Raw genomic sequence first — 17016 nt, 5'->3', positions numbered from 1 at the left:
CCAGACGACGCTCTTCTTCGAGCCGTGCCTCTTCCGCGAGGCGACGCTCTTCTTCGAGACGAGCCTCTTCCGCGAGACGAGCCTCTTCCGCCAGACGACGCTCTTCTTCGAGCCGTGCCTCTTCCGCCAGACGAGCCTCTTCCGCGAGGCGACGCTCTTCTTCGAGCCGTGCCTCTTCCGCGAGACGAGCCTCTTCTGCGAGGCGAGCTTCTTCGGCGAGACGGGCCTCTTCAGCTAGGCGCTCCGCCTCAAGCCGAGCCTCTTCGGCAAGACGCGCCTCCTCCGCAAGACGCCGTTCCTCTTCAGCAAGGCGCTCCGCCTCAAGCCGAGCGACCTCTGCGAGACGGGCCTCTTCCGCCAGCCGAGCCTCTTCAGCCAAGCGCGCTTCTTCGGCTACGCGAGCCTCTTCTGCGAGCCGAGCCTCTTCCGCGAGCCGACGCTCCTCTTCGAGACGCGCCTCCTCCTCCGCTCGCTGCCGAGCCTCTTCCGCCAGCCGCGCCTCTTCTGCGAGCCGAGCCTCTTCGGCCACGCGACGCTCTTCTTCGAGCCGCGCTTCTTCCGCCAGCCGAGCCTCTTCAGCCAAGCGCGCTTCTTCGGCAACGCGCGCTTCTTCGGCTACGCGAGCCTCTTCTGCGAGACGAGCCTCTTCCGCGAGACGAGCCTCTTCCGCCAGACGACGCTCTTCTTCGAGCCGTGCCTCTTCCGCGAGGCGACGCTCTTCTTCGAGACGAGCCTCTTCCGCGAGACGAGCCTCTTCCGCCAGACGACGCTCTTCTTCGAGCCGTGCCTCTTCCGCGAGACGAGCCTCTTCCGCGAGACGGGCCTCTTCTGCGAGGCGAGCTTCTTCGGCGAGACGAGCCTCTTCCGCGAGGCGAGCTTCTTCGGCGAGACGGGCCTCTTCTGCGAGGCGAGCTTCTTCCGCTAGGCGCTCCGCCTCAAGCCTAGCGACCTCTGCGAGACGGGCCTCTTCCGCCAGCCGAGCCTCTTCCGCCAGCCGGGCCTCTTCAGCCAAGCGCACTTCTTCAGCGAGCCGAGCCTCTTCCGCGAGCCGACGCTCCTCTTCAAGGCGCGCTTCCTCTGCCAGCCGAGCCTCTTCAGCGAGGCGAGCCTCCTCCGCCACACGGCGCTCTTCTTCGAGCCGAGCCGCCTCCGCGAGCCGAGCCTCCTCGGCAAGCCGCTCCGCCTCGAGCCGCTCCTCCTCCGCCCGCCGCCGCTCCTCTTCGAGACGCGCCTCCTCCTCCGCTCGCTGCCGAGCCTCCTCCTCCCGCCGCCGCTCCTCTTCGAGCCGCGCCTCCTCCTCCGCTCGCTGCCGAGCCTCTTCCTCCTCCCGTCGAACCCGCTCGCGCGCCTCCCAGTCCTCCACGGAGAGCGCCTGCACCCAGCCCTCGCGCTCCAGCACGAGCAGCAGCGCTTCCTGCGCGGGCGTCAGCGACTCCGGCTCACGGAACTCCGCCAACGTCTCCAGGAACGCCCGCTCCGAAGCATCCGCGAGCCACGGCCCACAGGCTTCGACATCCTCGCACCGGAACACCCGCGCCGCCGCGCCGCCATGAATCGGCCCCTCCAGCGCCGCGCGCACCACCCGCACGCCCGCGATGGGCTGAAACCCCTCCGCCTCCACCGTCCCCGGTTCGAACGCGGCCTGCTCCGCCAGCACACTCAACCGCCGGACATGCGCGAGCACCTGCTGCTCCGCCACCACCTCCGGCACCAGGTTGAACGCCTCCAGCGTCTCCTCGTCCGGAACCCCTGCCCCGCCCCGCGCCCACAGCGTGTCCAGCGCCTCCGCGTCCAGCAGCCCGGACTGGAGCAGGGCCTGCGCCGGGCTCTGGAACCCGAAGCCCAACTGCGTCCCCACGAGGTTCCCCTCGCGCAGCCACAGCCGGGACTCGCGCCCTCCCGAGGAAAGCGTGAGCCTCCCGGTGGCTCGGGACTTGTGGGCGGAATAGAGCGCTTCGGCGGCCTGCGACGGGGTCATGCGTCGCCGCAGTGTAGTCCCTCTACACGGCCCCTCAACTTGCCGGGGGCGCTTGCCTGCCCGCTCCGGCGAAACGGACCTGTCGCAGGGCCTCATAGGTCCCGATTCCCACCGACGTGGACAGGTTCAGGCTCCGGCGGTCCTCCAGCATGGGAATGGTGACGGCCGTCCCCGTGCCCCCCTCCATCACCTCCGGCGCCAGCCCGGACACCTCCGAGCCGAACACCAGGTGGTCCCCCTCCTCGAACCGGGCCTCATACAGGGATGTTTCAGCCCGGGCGGAGAAGAGCCAGCGCCGGGCGTCCGGGTAGTCCGCCGCATAGGCCGCGTAGGTTGGATACAGGCGGAGAAATACCTTGTCCCAGTAGTCCAGCCCCGCCCGCTTGAGCTGCCGGTCGTCAATGGAGAAGCCCAGGGGCTCCACCAGGATGAGCCGGCAACCCGTCACGGCGCACAGGCGGGCGACGTTGCCGGTGTTGGGGGGAATCTGGGGAGAAACGAGGACCAGGTGGAGAGGACGCGCCAGGGGCTCGAGCATGGGGTAGAAGGCGCTACATGCGCTGGAAGGTGAACAACGAGACGCGGCAACGGCTGCTGGCGGACCGGGCCGACAAGGCCACCTCGTTCCTCCAACGGTTCAAGGGACTCATGGGGCGCCGCTCGCTGGAGGTGGGCCAGGGGCTCCATATCGTCCCCTGTAACTCCATCCACACTTTCTTCATGCGCATCCCCATTGACGTGCTGTTCCTGGACGCCCAGGGCCGCATCGTCAAGCAGATGCCCGCCTTGCCGCCCTGGCGTGCGACATCCGTGTATTTCCAGTCACGCTCAGTCCTGGAGCTTCCCGCGGGTGTCCTCGCGGCCAGCGGCACCCAGGAAGGGGATGTGCTGAGCTTCGAGCCGGTTCCTTGAGGCCCTGCCCGAAGTGCCCCTGCCTGTCAGGCCGGGATGCACGAGTTTTGACCGATTTCCGAGCGCTTTGTTAACCTCCAGCGCCACGTTTTCTCGCCCCTTTAGAAGAGTTCTCGCGCATGCGCATCGAGGTAGCTGGCAGCACCCACGTTGGGATGAAGCGGAATCACAACGAGGACAACTTCCTGATGCTCCCGGAAGAGTTTCTCTTCTGCGTGGCGGATGGCATGGGCGGCCACTCGTCTGGAGAAATCGCCAGCCGCATCGCGGTGGACGAGCTCGGCGAGTTCTACAAGCTCACGTCCAAGGACCAGGACTGCACCTGGCCCTTCAAGATGGACAAGACGCGCAACTATGACGAGAACCGGCTCGCCACCGGCATCAAGCTCGCCAACGCGCGCATCTTCGAGAAGGCCAGCTCCGAGTCCAAGTACAAGGGCATGGGCACCACCATCGTCACGGTGCACTTCGGGCAGACTGCCGTCTACGTGGGCCACGTCGGCGACAGCCGCGTGTACTACTTCCGCGGCGGCGCCCTGAAGCAGGTGACGGAGGACCACTCCCTCCTCAACGACTACCTCAAGGCGAAGAAGCTCTCGCCGGAGGAGATTGAGAACTTCCCCCACAAGAACGTCATCGTCCGCGCGCTGGGCATGAAGGAGAACGTCCAGGTGGATGTCTCCCGCGTGGAGCCGCAGGAGGATGATGTCTTCCTGCTCTGCTCGGACGGCCTGAGCGGCATGGTGACGGACGCGCAGATGCAGGAAATCCTGCAGCGCACGCCGGAGCTGGAGAAGGCCTGCTCGCAGCTCATCGACATGGCCAACGCCGCAGGTGGCAACGACAACGTCACCTGCGTGCTGGCCCGCTACCACGCCGCCTGAGCGGCGACGCTCAGCGCCCCTTCAAGGGCGCGGCAATCCGGTGCACGCCCCAGGCGAGCACCTCGGAGAGCGACTCCTCGGAGGACACCTCGGTGTCCTCGAAGACGGTGGCTCGCGAGAGCCGCGCCCCCGCAGCTACCTTCGCGCCCGGCTCCAGCGACACGCCCGGCCCCACCGTGGCTCCGGCGGCCACCGCGCTGCCCCGCCCCAGGTACACCGGGCCCTTCGCCGTGCCGTCCATGCGGGCCTCCGCTTGCGCCCAGGTGCCACTCGCGCCGCGCGCGGTTCCCGCCAGCGGTGAGTCCGCGCCCAGCCACTCCAGCCGCACGCGCCCGGCAAGCACGTCCTGCACGGTGGCGAGGTAGCGCGACGGCGTGCCCAGGTCGGACCAGTACCCGTCCACCCGCACGCCACGCACCATCTGCCCAGCCTCCATGGCACGGACATAGACTTCGCGGTTGATGTCCTCCTCACCTCGCGGCGACATGAAGTCGAAGACGCGCGGCGACATCACGTGCACGCCGGTGAAGTGCCACGGCGACAGGCCCTCACCGCCAGGGCCATGGCCGGCGATGCGGCGCACGCGCCCTTCCGCGTCCAGCTCCACCGCGGCGTACGTCTCCCCCGCTGGCATGGGCTGCAGCACCATGGTGGCCAGCGCGCCGGACGCCTGGTGCACGGCCACCACCGGCCGCAGGTCCACCGGGTAGAGGATGTCGCCGTTGAAGACGATGAAGTCGCCGTCCGACAGGAAGTCCCGCAGGCCGCGGATGCCGCCGCCGGTGCCCTGGATGACGGGCTCGTTCACCACGTGCAGCGGCAGCCCCGCGCGAGCGCACTCGGCGCGGGCCACCGCCTCCATGGTGTCCGGCAGGTGGTGGGTGTTGATGCCCACCGCCGTCACGCCCGCGGCCTTCAGCACCGCCAGGTGGTAGCGCAGCAGCGGCTGTCCCAAGAATGGCATCGCCGGCTTGGGCCAGCGTTCGGTGAGCGGGCGCAGGCGCGTGCCCAGGCCCGCGCAGAGGACCATGGCCTTCATCTCAGGCCGCCAGCTCCGGGACGTACTTCGCCACCAGGTCCTGCAGCTTGCGCAGCTCCGGCCGCCGCGCGAAGCCGTCACGCACGTAGCGCAGCGACGCGGGGATGGACACCAGGAAGCCCGGGTTGCCCTTCACCCGGTTGATGAACTCGAAGCGGCCCGCGTCCTTCAGCTTGCGCTGGATGGTGAGCAGGTCGAAGAAGGCCTTGAAGGACGCCGCGTCGATGCGCTCGCCGCTCACCTCCTGGAAGGTGGCGATGTAGCGGTCCAGCATCGCGTCCACGAAGTCGCGGTCCAGCTCCACGTAGCTGTCGCGCAGGAGCGCCACCAGGTCGTACTGGCGCGGGCCCTGGAGCGCGTCCTGGAAGTCGATGACGACCAGCTCGCCCTCCTTCATCATGATGTTGCGGCTCTGGTAGTCGCGGTGCGTGAAGCCACGCGGCGCGGCGGCCAGCTGCCGGGCGATGTCGCGGAAGGTGGCGTCCAGCTCGGCGCGCTCGGCGTCCGTGGGCTTCTTGCCACTCCACGCCTCCAGGCCCCACTCGCGGAAGTGGTGCAGCTCCCAGTCGTAGAGGTCCTCGTCGAAGGCGCGGGTGAAGGCCAGGCAGTCCGGGTCCTCCGCCTTCTCCGCCGCCGCGCGCAGGCGCGCCAGCAGGTCCACGGCGCGGGTGTAGAGCGCCTCGTGGTGCTTGCCGCCCTCCAGCGCGGACTCGAAGGTGATGTCACTCAAATCTTCAATCACCATCATCCCCGCCGGTTCGTCGTAGCGGTGGATGCGCGGCACCCGCACGCCCAGCTTCTCCAGGTAGCGGTGCACGTTGATGAAGGGCAGCTCCTTGGGCGGCTCGCCCTTGGTGGCCTCGTCGCTCTTCTTCGTCGCGTCGGGCGGCATCACCATCACCACCCAGCTCTCGGGCGGCGCGCCAACGCGGTAGTACGAGCGGCTGCTCGCCTCGCCCTTCAGCTTCGTGATGGGGGCGTTGGGAACGGGACGGCCCATGGCCTGTCCCACCTGGTCGCGCAAGGCGGCCTCGAGTTCCATATCGACGGGGTTCTCCGGAGGGGGTTGACGCAAGTCGCACACGAGTATCGGAGGCGCGCCCATCCGGGTCAAAGGCCTGTCCGGGCGGATGGCCGGACGCCCCCCGGGCTGTCGCCAACCCGACGGGGGGCCAGCCATCCTCCCACCTCGTCCGGGTGCGTCGGAACTCCCTGCCCTCCGGGGCGGGTTCAACGCTCTCCAGGGTTGCAAGAGGTCACACGCTGTCGACCGGGCCAGTGCGGCGGCATATAAGACGCGCCGCGAACCCTCATTAACTTACGGAAGCCGCGATGGACATCCACGAGAACATCCTCACCGCCATTGGCAACACGCCGCTGGTCAAGCTCAACAAGCTTGTCGGGCCGAACGACGCGACCGTGCTGGTCAAGTGCGAGTTCATGAACCCGGGCGCGTCCATCAAGGACCGCATGGCGCTCTACATCCTCGAGAAGGCCGAGCGGGAGGGGAAGCTCAAGCCCGGCGGCACCATCGTCGAGAACACGTCCGGCAACACCGGCATGGGCGTGGCGCTGGCCGCGGCCGTCAAAGGCTACAAGTGCATCTTCACCATGCCGGACAAGATGTCCCTGGAGAAGATCAACCGCCTCAAGGCACTGGGCGCGCAGGTGGTGGTGACGCCGACGAACGTGCCGGCCGAGGACCCGCGCAGCTACTACGAGACGGCCAAGCGCCTGCACCGCGAGACGCCGGGCGCGTTCATGCTCAACCAGTACCACAACCCCGACAACATCGAGGCGCACTACAACACCACCGGTCCTGAGATCTACAAGCAGACCGAGGGCAAGTTCGACTACTTCGTCGCGGGCCTGGGCACCGGCGGCACCATGAGCGGCGCCGGCAAGTTCCTGAAGGAGAAGATTCCCGGCCTCAAGAACGTGGGCGTGGACCCGGAGGGCTCCGTCTACGAGGGCTACTTCAAGACGGGCAAGCTGACCGAGCCGCACGTCTACAAGGTGGAAGGCATCGGCGAGGACATGCTGTGCGGCGCCATGGACTTCACCCACCTGGACGACGTGCGCCAGGTCGATGACCGCCAGTGCTTCATCGCCGCGCGCCGCCTGGCGCGTGAGGAAGGCATCTTCGCCGGCGGCTCCTCGGGCGCTGCGATTCACGTCGCGGTGCAGTTGGCCAAGGAAGTGGGCAAGGGCAAGACGATTGTCGTCGTGCTCCCGGACTCGGGCAGCAGCTACATCAGCAAGTTCCACTCCGACGAGTGGATGCGCGACAACGGCTTCCTGGAGGAGAAGGGCGCCGGCACTATCCGCGACATCCTGGGCGACAAGCGCAAGGACGTGAAGACGGCGCGCCGCGGTGACAAGGTCGACCAGGTGGTCGAGACGATGCGCGGCCACGGCATCAGCCAGATGCCGGTCGTGGGCGACGACGGCCGCACGGTGGGCATGGTGCACGAGTACGACCTGCTCAACGCGCTGGTCGCCGGCAAGGCGAAGTTCTCCGACACCATCGACAGCATCATCGCGCCGCTTCAGGGCGCGCTGTCGCTCGACACCAGCATCGCCCGCCTGCGCGAAGTCTTCGCTCAGGACAACGTGGCGGTGGTGAAGGACGGCGAGAAGGTGGTCGGCATCGTCACCAAGATCGACCTCATCGACTACCTGCACCGCACGGCGGCGTAGTCCCCGGCGCGCTCGCACCAGGGAAGCACCGAGGGCCTCCCTGTTTCCGCAGCGGAAACGGGAGGCCCTTCGTGTTCAGGGACGCCGGCCGAAGAGCACGTTGGCCAGCTCCGTCATCACCACCTCATCCTTCTGGTTGCGCACCTCCATGCGGAGCTTGATGGCGCCCCGGTCCGGTTTGCTGCGCGACGGCGTGGCGGAGACGACCTCCACCCGCACGTGCAACGTGTCCCCCGGACGCACGGGCTTGAGCCAGCGCAGCTCATCCAAGCCGGGCGAGCCCAGGCTGGACGTCTGCCCCAGGAAGCTGTCCACCAACAGCCGGTGACACAGCGAGGCGGTGTGCCAACCGCTGGCCACCAGCCCGCCGAAGATGCTGTCGCGGGCGCCTTCGTCGCTCAGGTGGAAGGGCTGCGGGTCGAATTGCGTCGCGAAGGCGATGATTTCCTCGCGCGACACCACGTGGGGGCCGTGTTCGCTCACGTCCCCGGGCTGGAAGTCCTCGAAGTAGCGCATGGGCGCTACTTCAACGCGACGTGTCCTTGGATTCCAGTTCCTCCGGGTGGAACACGCGCGAAGCGACGCGGTCCAACACTTCGGAGTTCCATTTGATGCTGACCTTCATCAGCCGGCGCATCTCCTTGGCGAAGGCGCGCTCGGACGGCATGCGGGTGTACGTCCGGGCCAGGTAGAGGCCCCGGTTCTCCCGCTCGTAGTCCACGGTGCCGCCACCGGCATCCGTGCCCTCCCGCTCCTCCGCCTGGAAGCCCTCGATGACGCCGGGCTTGGGCGGCTCGCGGAAGCGGTACACCAAGGCGCTGCACTTCAGCGCCTGGGTGTCCTCCAACCACTCGAAGTACAGCGACGCGCCCCCCGCGGAGAGCCCGCCGAAGCCCTGGGGATTGATGCCCGGGCTGGGCGGCGTGCCCGCTTCATGGAGAAAGCCCTGGACCAGTCGCTGGGCAGACTCCCGCGTCAGCGGCGTATCCGCCGGAGCAGCGGGGCCCAGGCCCGAAATCCAGGACCTGAGCAGGCCAGCGAGGCCACTGCGGGGAGCGGTAGCCATGGGTTACTTGTTGAAGTTGCCTTCGCGGGCCTGGTCGAACGGCACGCGGTTCTTGAGGTAGACGTCCTCGAAGCTGTGGCCGTCGAACGGGTTCAGGTGGAACTCGTTGAACTGGTGGACCTTGGAGCCCTTGCCACCGTCCGCGACGGGGTTCCACTTGTCCGGGATGGGGCCCAGGCCGAACATGCTGGGGACCGGGTCGCCACGGTTCACGTAGTGCACGTAGTTCGGGCCGTCCGGGTACGTGGCGGCGGCGCCGCCGAACGTCTCCACGTTGATCTTCCCCATCAGCGCCCTGGCGTCCTGCTTGGACATCCCATCTTCGATGCGCAGCCGGTTGTACACGTCGTTCAGCGCGCGGCTGGAGACGAGGCCACCCTGGCTGTGCGCCATCAGGTGCACGTCACGGCCGGCCTTGAGCTCGGTGTAGAGCGCGTCCGCCAGGGTGTCCACGGCGGGGTTGGTACCCTTGTCCAGCTTGTCCTTCACGCACTGGGCCAGGTCCGCGCCCATGCCCTCGGTGGCGTTGTGGATGCCGACGACGCGCGAGCCCGTCGCGTTGGCGATGGCCTGCAGGCTCTCCGACTGGGTCTCCTTCGTCGTCAGGATGCCGTTGACGTAGAGGATGGTCGACTGCGGGTTCGGGTTGTTGGCCGGCGTCACGCCCGGAATGTCCGCCAGCGGGGTGCCCGGCGGGAACGTCGCGCCGTCCGCGCCCAGCAGCTTGCCGTCGTGCACGCGGTCCGGCTGGTTGCCGCCGCCGAAGAACTCCTGCACGCCCCGCGCGGCGCCGCCGACGACGTTGCCCACGCCCCGGGCGGTGCCGGAGACGGCGTTCTCGAAGCCGTCCACGAACTGGCCGACCTTGCGGCCACCGGCAGCCGCGGCGTCCTTCACGTTGTCGACGGCGTTACCCACGGCGTCCTGCGTACGGTCAATGGCCTTCTCGGCACCGGTACGGACCGTGTTGATGAGTTTCCGGCCGCGCTCGATGGGGTTCATGGGGGCTCCAGGCGATTTGGAAGGAGTGGACTACTAGTGAGGGGATTATCGTCCCAGGGTCCTGGAAGTTGCGGTGCCCCTCACTTTGCCGCACTGCGACAAAGGATCAGCGCCCGAAGACGCGGTCCGCCACCCGGTTCAGGACGGTGCTGCTCCACTCGACGCTGGCCTTCATCAGCCGCTTCATGTCGTCGTTGAAGATGGGGATCTGCGGCGCCGTGGTGTAGGTGCGGCTGAGGAACAGGGACTTGTTCTCCGGCTCGAAGTCCACGGTGCCGCCGCCGGTGTCGGTGCCCTTCTTCTGCTCGTCCTGGAAGCCCTCCAGGATGCCCGGCTTGGGGGTGTCCCGGAACCGGTGGATGAGGGCGCTGCACTCCAGCGTCTGCTCCTTGTCGTGCCACTCGAAGTAGAGCTGCGCATCGCCCAGGGCGACGCCGCCGAAGCCCTGCGGGTTGATGCCGACGCTGTTGGGGCTGCCGTTGGCGGCGAGGAACGCCTGCGCCAGCATCTGCGCTTCTTCTCGGGTCATGGGGGTCGGTCTCCAGGGGCGGACACTGCCTGAGCGGGCAGCCTAGCAAATCAGCACGCCGCCTCCACATGACAAGGGCCTCCGCGCGCTTCCGGGAAGGCGAGCACGGGGAGGCCCAGGAGACCGAAGGGGCGCGAGGCCCTGACGGCTACTTCGCGGCGTCGAGCGCCTGGGACAAATCATCCACCAGGTCCCGCGCGTCCTCGATGCCCACCGACAGGCGGATGAAGCCGTCGGTGATGCCCAGCTGCTCGCGCGTCTCCTTGGGGATGGAGGCGTGGGTCATGATGGCCGGGTGCTCGATGAGGGACTCGACGCCGCCGAGCGACTCGGCGCAGGCGAACACCTTCACCGTCTTGAGGAAGGTGCGGGCCGCCTCCAGGCCCCCCTGGATGTCGAAGGTCACCATGCCGCCAAAGCCGGACATCTGCTGCTTCGCCAGCGCGTGCTGCGGATGCGACTCCAGGCCCGGGTAGGTGACCTTCTTCACCTTCGGGTGGGACGCCAGGAACTGCGCCACCTTCATCGCGTTGGAGGCGTGGCGGTCCATGCGCACGTGCAGCGTCTTCACGCCGCGCAGCACCATGAAGCTGTCGAAGGCGCCGGACACGCCGCCCACCGCGTTCTGGAGGAAGTACATCTTCTCTGCCACGTCCTCACGGCTGGTGCAGACGAAGCCGCCCACCACGTCGCTGTGGCCGTTGATGTACTTGGTGGTGGAGTGCGCCACCACGTCGAAGCCGAGGTCCAGCGGGCGCTGGAAGTACGGCGTCATGAACGTGTTGTCGGCGACGGAGAGGATGTTCCGCTTCTTGGCGACCTCGGCGATGCGCGCCAGGTCGATGAGCTTGAGCATCGGGTTGGTGGGGGACTCCACCCACACCATCTTCGTCTTCGGCGTAATCGCCGCCTCGAAGTTCTCCGGCTTGGACAGGTCCACGAAGGAGAAGTGCAGCCCGGCCCGCCGGAACACCTTGTCGAAGAGGCGGAAGGTGCCGCCGTACACATCGTCCGAGACGACCACGTGGTCGCCCGAATCCAGCATGTGCATCAGCATGTCCGTGCCCGCCAGGCCGGAGGCGAAGGCCGCGCCGTACTTCGCCCCCTCGAGCGCGGCCAGACAGTCCTGGAGCGCCTTGCGGGTGGGGTTCTGCGTCCGGCTGTACTCGTAGCCTTTGTGCTCTCCGGGGCCGTCCTGGACGTAGGTGGAAGACAGGTAGACCGGCGTCATGATGGCGCCGGTGGTGGGGTCCGGCTCCTGTCCGGCGTGAATGGCAAGCGTGTCGAAGCGCATGCCGGGGAACTAACACAGTCCCTCCCTGCCCGCAGCAGGACCCGCCTATTCGAACTTCCCGTGACGCCCTGCCCCTTGGGCAAAACGCGTAGCGCCGGCAATGGACTCCGACTCCAGTACCTTGACACCGCGGGCGAACTCCTGACGCAGTGCCTCCTCGGTGCCCAACCCCGCCTGGGTGTAGGCGGAGCGCCGGTCCGCGTTCATGCACGCCTGCGGGAAGGCGGCCACCTCGCGCGCCAGGGCCTCCGCGGCCTCGCGCGACTGCCCCCGGGGCACCACGCGGTTGACCAGCCCCATGGCCAGCGCCTCCGGGGCGGATACAGGCCGGCCCGTGAGGATGAGGTCCAGCGCGCGCGAAAGGCCAATGAGCCGGGGCAGCCGCACCGTCCCCCCGTCGATGAGGGGCACGCCCCAGCGGCGGCAGAAGACGCCCAGGACGGCGTCCTCCTCGGCCACGCGCAAGTCGCACCACAGCGCCAGCTCCAAGCCGCCCGCCACGGCATGGCCGCCAATCGATGCGATGACGGGCTTGGACAGCACCATGCGCGAGGGGCCCATGGGGCCATCTCCGTCCAGTTCCAGGCGGGGCATCCGGCCCTCGGAGACGGCCTTCAGGTCCGCCCCGGCGCAGAAGGTGCCCCCTTCTCCATGGAGCACGCCCACCCGCGCGTCCGGGTCCGCGTCGAAGGCCCGGAAGGCCTCCGCCAGCGCCTGGGCGGTGGCGCCATCCACGGCGTTGCGCACCTCCGGGCGGTCCAGGATGACGGTGGTGACGAGGCCGTTCTTCTCGACGCGCACGCTCATGGCGGCGGAGTCTTCTTCCCTCGCGTCCGGACCGCAATCCCGCCGCGGTGCTTCCTTACAGGGGCGCGTGCGCGCTCGCCCCTTCCGACAGGCCGTGGATGATGCGCGCCACCTGGCGCAAGTCGTCCACGAAGGCCTCCAGAGCAGCCTCCTTCGCCCGAGGGTCCGGCGCGCGGAGGATGGAGGACGGGTGCACCGTGGCCACCACCACCCGCGCCCATTCCGACGCCATCGGCTGCCCACGAGACTGCGTCACCCGGAACGCCTTGCCCAGCAGCGTCTGCGCCGCGGTGGCCCCCAAGCAGACGAGGACGTCCGGGCGGAACACGCGAATCTCCGCCTCCAGCCACGGCAGGCAGGCGCGAATCTCCGTCGTGGTCGGCTTCGCATGGATGCGCCGGGGCCCCTGGCCGGTCCACTTGAAGTGCTTCACCGTATTGGTGACGTACACCTGCGCGCGGTCGATGCCGGCGGCCTCCAGCGCCTCGTCCAGCAGCCGTCCGGAGGGGCCCACGAAGGGCCTGCCGGCCCGGTCCTCCTGGTCTCCCGGCTGCTCCCCCACCAGCATCACCCGGGGGCCGGGGCGCGGCTGGCCCTCGGGCTCGCCAAAGACAGTCTGGGTGCCCGTGCGCCACAGCGGGCAGGCCTGACACCCCGCGGCCGCCTTTCGGAGCTTGTCGTACGTCGGAGACTCAGGGATGAGGGGGGCCGCGGTGGTCTGGACGGAAGGACGCTTGGGCATGGCTGACACACAAGGTACGCATGGCTCTCACGACGCAACCGGCCCCGAGGGCATGTTCGCCAACCGCCTGCGCAAGGGGGACAAGCGCTTCCGGAAGTGGGCCCGGACCCAGGGCCTGACGGCCTTCCGCGTCTACGACCGGGACATCCCCGAGTACCCGTACGCCATCGACGTCTACGGCGACTGCGTCCACGTCGTGGAATACCCCCGGCGGCGCGCCATCGCCTCCGGTGCCGCGGACACGCAGCGGGAGGAAGTCCTGGCCGCGGTGACGCAGGTGCTGGCCGTTCCCCCCGAGCGCATCTTCGTGAAGACGCACACGCCCCAGCCCTGGGGCCGCTCGCAGTACGGCCGGGTGGGCCAGGACAGCGGGCGCATCGTGGTGGAGGAGCAGGGCCTGAAGTTCTGGGTGAACCTGGGCGACTACCTGGACACCGGCCTCTTCATGGACCACCGCAACACCCGGGCGCGCGTGCGGGAGGAGGCCCGGGGCAAGCGCTTCCTCAACCTCTTCGCGTACACCGGGGCCTTCACCGTCTACGCCGCCGCGGGAGGCGCCGCGAGCACGATGACGGTGGACCTGTCCAACACCTACCTGGACTGGGCCGAGGACAACCTGGACCTCAACGGCCTGGCCAACGCGCGGCACACGCTGGTGCGCGCGGATGCCAAGGCCTGGGTGGAGGCCCAGGCCGACGCGCCGGAGCGGTACGACCTGGTGGTGTGCGACCCGCCGTCCTTCTCCACGTCGAAGAAGATGTCGGGCAGCTTCAACGTGCAGCGCGACCACCCGCGCCTGCTGGCCGCCATCCGGGCGCTGCTCGCACCCGGTGGCGTCCTCTACTTCTCCAACAACTTCCTGGGGTTCCAGTTGGAACCGAAGGCCACGCGGGGGATGGAGGTGGAGGAAATCACCCCTCGCTCCATCCCCGAAGACTTCCAGCGCAAGGAGATCCACCGGTGCTGGCGCATGGTGGCTCCCTGACGCTGGCGTCCGTCCCGACTACAGCCAGCAGACGTTGTCGATGCAGCGCTCTCCGGCGGGGCACTCGCAGTTGGCCTGACAGCTATTACCGCTGCCCGTGTTGACGGGCTTGCAGACGCCGTCCGTGCAGACCTGACCGGACGGGCACTCGCAGTTGGCGCGGCACACCGGGGTGGACGTCCCGGCATCCTGCACCGGAGGAGGCGGCGGCACCTTGCACTGGCCGTTGGAGCAGACCTGGCCCGACGGGCAGTCACAGTTGGCCTGGCAGGACGGGCCCGTGCCCGCGTCCGGCGGCGGAGGCGGCGGGGCCGGCGGACGGCAGTAACCGTTGGTGCAGACGTCACCCGAGGGGCAATCGCAGTTGGCCACGCACGTCTGGCCCGGGTCCGGCTGCGGCGGCTTGCACTGGCCATTGAAGCAGACCTGGCCGGCGGGGCACTCGCAGTTGGCGCGGCACTGGCCCCCGTCCGGAATGGGCATGCAGTAGCCAATCTGGCAGCTGTAGTCGTCCGGGCACTGGGTGGTGGAGTCGCAAGCCGCGCGGCACTGGCCATCCACGCAGTCCTTCCCGCCGGTGCAGTCCGCCGCGGTGGAGCAGGTGTTCGGGTCCACCGGGCGCGGACGGCACAGGCCGCTCACGCAGGTGTCCGTGGCGTCGCACCAGGAATCGTCATAGCAGCCGCGGATGCACTGGTTGTTGATGCAGTAGTTCCCCGCACCGCAATCCATGTTCACCCGGCACAGCTGAGGAGAACCCCCGTCCACGCCCGCATCCGGGCGCGTCCCACCGTCGGAGCCAGCGTCTGGACGCGTCCCCCCGTCCGTCCCCGAATCCGGGCGCGTCCCGCCATCAGAACCCGCGTCCGGGCGCGTCCCGCCGGTCCCAACGCAGTAGCGGTCATCGCACCGCTGGCCCGAACCGCAGTCGGAGTCACGCGAGCAGAACTGCGAGCAGACGCTGTTGATGCAGATTTGCGACCCGGGGCAGTCCAGAGAGGAGGAACACTCACCCGAACCAGGTGGAACGGTCCGACAGACGCCGCTGCGGCAGCTCTCACCGGTACTGCAATCCTTGTCGGACGAGCAGTAGCAGATGTCGTCGTCGTAGTCGTCGTACCAGTCATCCTCTCCATGAACGATGCAGCCTGGGAGGACGGCGAGGACGGCGAGCAACGGCAGCCACATGAGGCTACGTATGGGGGTGTTCCGCATGAGTGGGGACTCCGAGAACTCAGGGGTACCGGTCCGGCCACCGGGGGTGCTTTCCGGCTTCAGAAGCGATGGACTCCGTAGCGCAGACGGATGATCAAAAAATTTATTTGATCGGCTTTCGTCTTTCCGGAGACCCATGGCCATGGAGGTATGTAGTGGCCTGGACCTTTCAGTCGGTCACCGGGCCGGGCTCGCACCGCGCCGGACCCCGACCACCCGTTGAGGGAGAACCCCTGGTGTTCCTGCGTGGAGCCCGCTCATTCGCGCACGTCACCCACCTCCCCGAGGAGCGAAAGGGACGCGACGTGTCCGGCGTTCCCGCCCAGGACGAGGCGCGGCTCCAGGCGCTGGTCCGGCGCATCCAGGAGGGCGACCTGACGGCATTCGAACAGCTCTATGCGCTCACGCAGGCGGATGCCTCGCGCACCTTGTGGCACCTGGTCGGCAACCGCGTGGACGTGGAGGACCTGCTCCAGGAGGCCTATCTCCGGCTGCTGACAGCCGTGAAGAGCTACCGGGGTGAGTCCCGGTTCCGGACCTTCTTCTATCGCGTGTGCTCCAACGTGGCCCTGTCCCACCTGCGCTGGAAGCGGCGCCGGCCGGAGGACTCCGTCTGGGAGCTGCCGGAAGCGGCGGCGGAGGGTGACGACCCCGAGCGGGTGGCCTCGCGGCGTCAGGCGGCCCGGCTGGTGGAGCTGGCGCTGGAACGGCTGAAGCCAAAGAAGCGCATCGTCTTCGTGTACTACGAGCTGTGTGGAATGAGTCCGGACGAGATTGCCGACGCCGTGGGCAGCTCACCCAACACCGTCCGCAGCCGCCTCCACCATGCGCGGCTGGAGTTCAACGAAGCCATGCAGCGATTGCTCGGCGCCAACCGTCCCGGAGGTTTCCATGGCGCGACATGAGCACCGCTCCCTCTGGGCCCTGGCCGCGGGCGAGTTGGACGCAGACGCGAGCGGACGGGTGGAGGCGCACGTCGCCACCTGCTCCGAATGTGCCCAGGCGCTGGAGCAGGTGCGGCAGTCCCGCGCCGTCCTCCAGGAGGGCCGCGGCACCCTGCCCGCGCCGCGCACGGACGCCATGAGCGAAGGGCTTCGCGCGGAAGCGGCTCGGCGCATGGTGCGCAGCGCGCCCAGCGCCCGCTGGCCGTGGGTCGTGGCGCTCGCGGGCGTCTGCGCGGCGATGCTGGCGTTCTGGATGGTCCGCGCTCCCCGGGCAATGGACGAGCGCGGAGCGCACGTGGCTCGGGGGGATGCCCCCTCTGCTCCTGCGTCGGGGGCCTCCGTTCCGTCGAACGGAGGTGACGCGGTTCCCACGGTGCCCCCGGCTCCGGAGACCGCCGCTCACGCCGCGGCCGGCAGCGAGCCGTCTGTCCCCGCGAATGCAGCGGAGAAGCCCGACGCCACCACCGAGACGGAACGGGTCGCCGTCGCGGGTGCCATCCTGCGCGAGGCGGGAGGCGCGGAGCGCGCGCTCAAGCCCGGCATGCGGCTGCGTTCAGGCGTGGCGGTGCGGACGCCCGCGCGCTCCAGTGCGTTGCTTCGGCTGCCGGATGAGAGCCGCGTTCGGCTGTCGGCGGGCTCGGAGGTGGAGCTGTCCCGCGCGGAGTCGCGCGATGTGCACCTCACCGTGAACAAGGGACGCCTGTCCGTCGAGGCCTCGCACACGGCGCGCCAAGGATTCATGGTGGAAGTGGCGGGCCTGCGCGTCTTCGTGGTGGGCACGGTCTTCACGGTGGAGCGCACGAAGGACGGCGCCGCCGTGTGCGAGGCCTCGACGGACAGGCGTCCCTTGTTCACGGTGAGGTGCACATCGCGCGACTCCGCGCGGGACAGCTCCACCTCCGAGCCCACGAGACGCTCA

General features: G+C 68.7%; 17 protein-coding genes and 1 pseudogene. 6 read left to right on the top strand and 12 right to left on the bottom strand.

Annotated elements, in window-relative coordinates; translation table 11 throughout:
• Together FL344_RS35430 and FL344_RS35425 are read right to left on the bottom strand one after the other, a co-directional pair.
• Positions 1-2074: pseudogene (locus FL344_RS35430) on the bottom strand (molecular chaperone DnaJ); the annotation flags it as partial.
• Positions 2013-2516, bottom strand: a complete 504-nt coding sequence (locus FL344_RS35425) for a tRNA (cytidine(34)-2'-O)-methyltransferase (protein WP_141621634.1) — start codon at positions 2514-2516, stop codon at positions 2013-2015. The gene FL344_RS35425 and the pseudogene FL344_RS35430, both read right to left, overlap by 62 nt.
• Positions 2517-2533: 17 nt before the next feature.
• On the opposite strand from FL344_RS35425, the gene FL344_RS35420 reads away from it, so the two are divergent.
• Both FL344_RS35420 and FL344_RS35415 read left to right on the top strand, forming a co-directional pair.
• The gene (locus FL344_RS35420) at positions 2534-2890 is read left to right on the top strand and encodes a DUF192 domain-containing protein (protein ID WP_011552129.1); all 357 of its coding nucleotides are present in this window, start codon (positions 2534-2536) and stop codon (positions 2888-2890) included.
• 119 nt (positions 2891-3009) lie between these two features.
• The gene (locus FL344_RS35415) at positions 3010-3774 is read left to right on the top strand and encodes a Stp1/IreP family PP2C-type Ser/Thr phosphatase (RefSeq protein WP_141594189.1); all 765 of its coding nucleotides are present in this window, start codon (positions 3010-3012) and stop codon (positions 3772-3774) included.
• A gap of 10 nt (positions 3775-3784) precedes the next feature.
• Here FL344_RS35415 and FL344_RS35410 read toward each other — a convergent pair whose 3' ends face one another.
• Both FL344_RS35410 and FL344_RS35405 read right to left on the bottom strand, forming a co-directional pair.
• Positions 3785-4813, bottom strand: a complete 1029-nt coding sequence (locus tag FL344_RS35410) for a sugar phosphate nucleotidyltransferase (protein ID WP_141621633.1) — start codon at positions 4811-4813, stop codon at positions 3785-3787.
• A gap of 1 nt (position 4814) precedes the next feature.
• The gene (locus FL344_RS35405) at positions 4815-5855 is read right to left on the bottom strand and encodes an aminoglycoside phosphotransferase family protein (RefSeq protein WP_141594187.1); all 1041 of its coding nucleotides are present in this window, start codon (positions 5853-5855) and stop codon (positions 4815-4817) included.
• A gap of 290 nt (positions 5856-6145) precedes the next feature.
• Here FL344_RS35405 and FL344_RS35400 point away from each other — a divergent pair, with 290 nt between their 5' ends.
• Positions 6146-7513, top strand: coding sequence for a pyridoxal-phosphate dependent enzyme (locus FL344_RS35400; RefSeq protein ID WP_011552125.1), 1368 nt, complete (start codon positions 6146-6148; stop codon positions 7511-7513).
• 75 nt (positions 7514-7588) lie between these two features.
• On the opposite strand, the gene FL344_RS35395 is transcribed toward FL344_RS35400, so the two are convergent.
• The 7 genes from FL344_RS35395 to FL344_RS35365 form a co-directional block, all read right to left on the bottom strand.
• A complete protein-coding gene (locus FL344_RS35395) occupies positions 7589-8029 on the bottom strand; it encodes a MaoC family dehydratase (RefSeq protein WP_141594186.1) in 441 nt (146 codons plus the stop codon).
• Between the two features lie 10 nt (positions 8030-8039).
• Positions 8040-8579, bottom strand: coding sequence for a hypothetical protein (locus FL344_RS35390; protein WP_141621632.1), 540 nt, complete (start codon positions 8577-8579; stop codon positions 8040-8042).
• Between the two features lie 3 nt (positions 8580-8582).
• On the bottom strand, positions 8583-9581 hold the full coding sequence (locus FL344_RS35385; protein WP_090491991.1) for a hypothetical protein: 999 nt from the start codon (positions 9579-9581) through the stop codon (positions 8583-8585).
• Positions 9582-9687: 106 nt separating this feature from the next.
• Complete coding sequence (locus tag FL344_RS35380) at positions 9688-10110, bottom strand: hypothetical protein (protein ID WP_141621631.1); 423 nt, start codon at positions 10108-10110, stop codon at positions 9688-9690.
• Positions 10111-10258: 148 nt separating this feature from the next.
• Positions 10259-11404: a cystathionine gamma-synthase gene (locus tag FL344_RS35375; protein ID WP_090491989.1), complete on the bottom strand. Its 1146-nt coding sequence runs from the start codon at positions 11402-11404 to the stop codon at positions 10259-10261.
• A gap of 45 nt (positions 11405-11449) precedes the next feature.
• Positions 11450-12211, bottom strand: coding sequence for a crotonase/enoyl-CoA hydratase family protein (locus FL344_RS35370; RefSeq protein ID WP_141621630.1), 762 nt, complete (start codon positions 12209-12211; stop codon positions 11450-11452).
• Positions 12212-12266: 55 nt separating this feature from the next.
• Positions 12267-12953, bottom strand: coding sequence for a UdgX family uracil-DNA binding protein (locus FL344_RS35365; RefSeq protein WP_141621629.1), 687 nt, complete (start codon positions 12951-12953; stop codon positions 12267-12269).
• Between FL344_RS35365 and FL344_RS35360 the strand changes: the two genes are divergently transcribed.
• Positions 12952-13938 carry a class I SAM-dependent methyltransferase gene (locus tag FL344_RS35360; RefSeq protein ID WP_194863372.1) on the top strand — a complete coding sequence of 329 codons (987 nt, stop codon included), beginning with the start codon at positions 12952-12954 and terminating at the stop codon, positions 13936-13938. The genes FL344_RS35365 and FL344_RS35360 overlap by 2 nt on opposite strands.
• 18 nt (positions 13939-13956) lie before the next feature.
• Here FL344_RS35360 and FL344_RS35355 read toward each other — a convergent pair whose 3' ends face one another.
• Positions 13957-15153: a Dickkopf N-terminal cysteine-rich domain-containing protein gene (locus FL344_RS35355; RefSeq protein ID WP_141621627.1), complete on the bottom strand. Its 1197-nt coding sequence runs from the start codon at positions 15151-15153 to the stop codon at positions 13957-13959.
• Positions 15154-15389: 236 nt separating this feature from the next.
• Between FL344_RS35355 and FL344_RS35350 the strand changes: the two genes are divergently transcribed.
• On the top strand, positions 15390-16058 hold the full coding sequence (locus tag FL344_RS35350; protein WP_141594178.1) for an RNA polymerase sigma factor: 669 nt from the start codon (positions 15390-15392) through the stop codon (positions 16056-16058).
• Positions 16045-17016, top strand: a 972-nt coding sequence (locus FL344_RS35345; protein WP_228565605.1) for a FecR domain-containing protein, incomplete at its 3' end; no start/stop codon positions are given. The genes FL344_RS35350 and FL344_RS35345, both read left to right, overlap by 14 nt.

This window comes from Myxococcus sp. AB036A, assembly GCF_006547355.1.
GTDB lineage: Bacteria > Myxococcota > Myxococcia > Myxococcales > Myxococcaceae > Myxococcus > Myxococcus virescens.
Note: the sequence above shows the minus strand (reverse complement) of the source record. Positions and strands in the feature narration are given on the sequence as shown.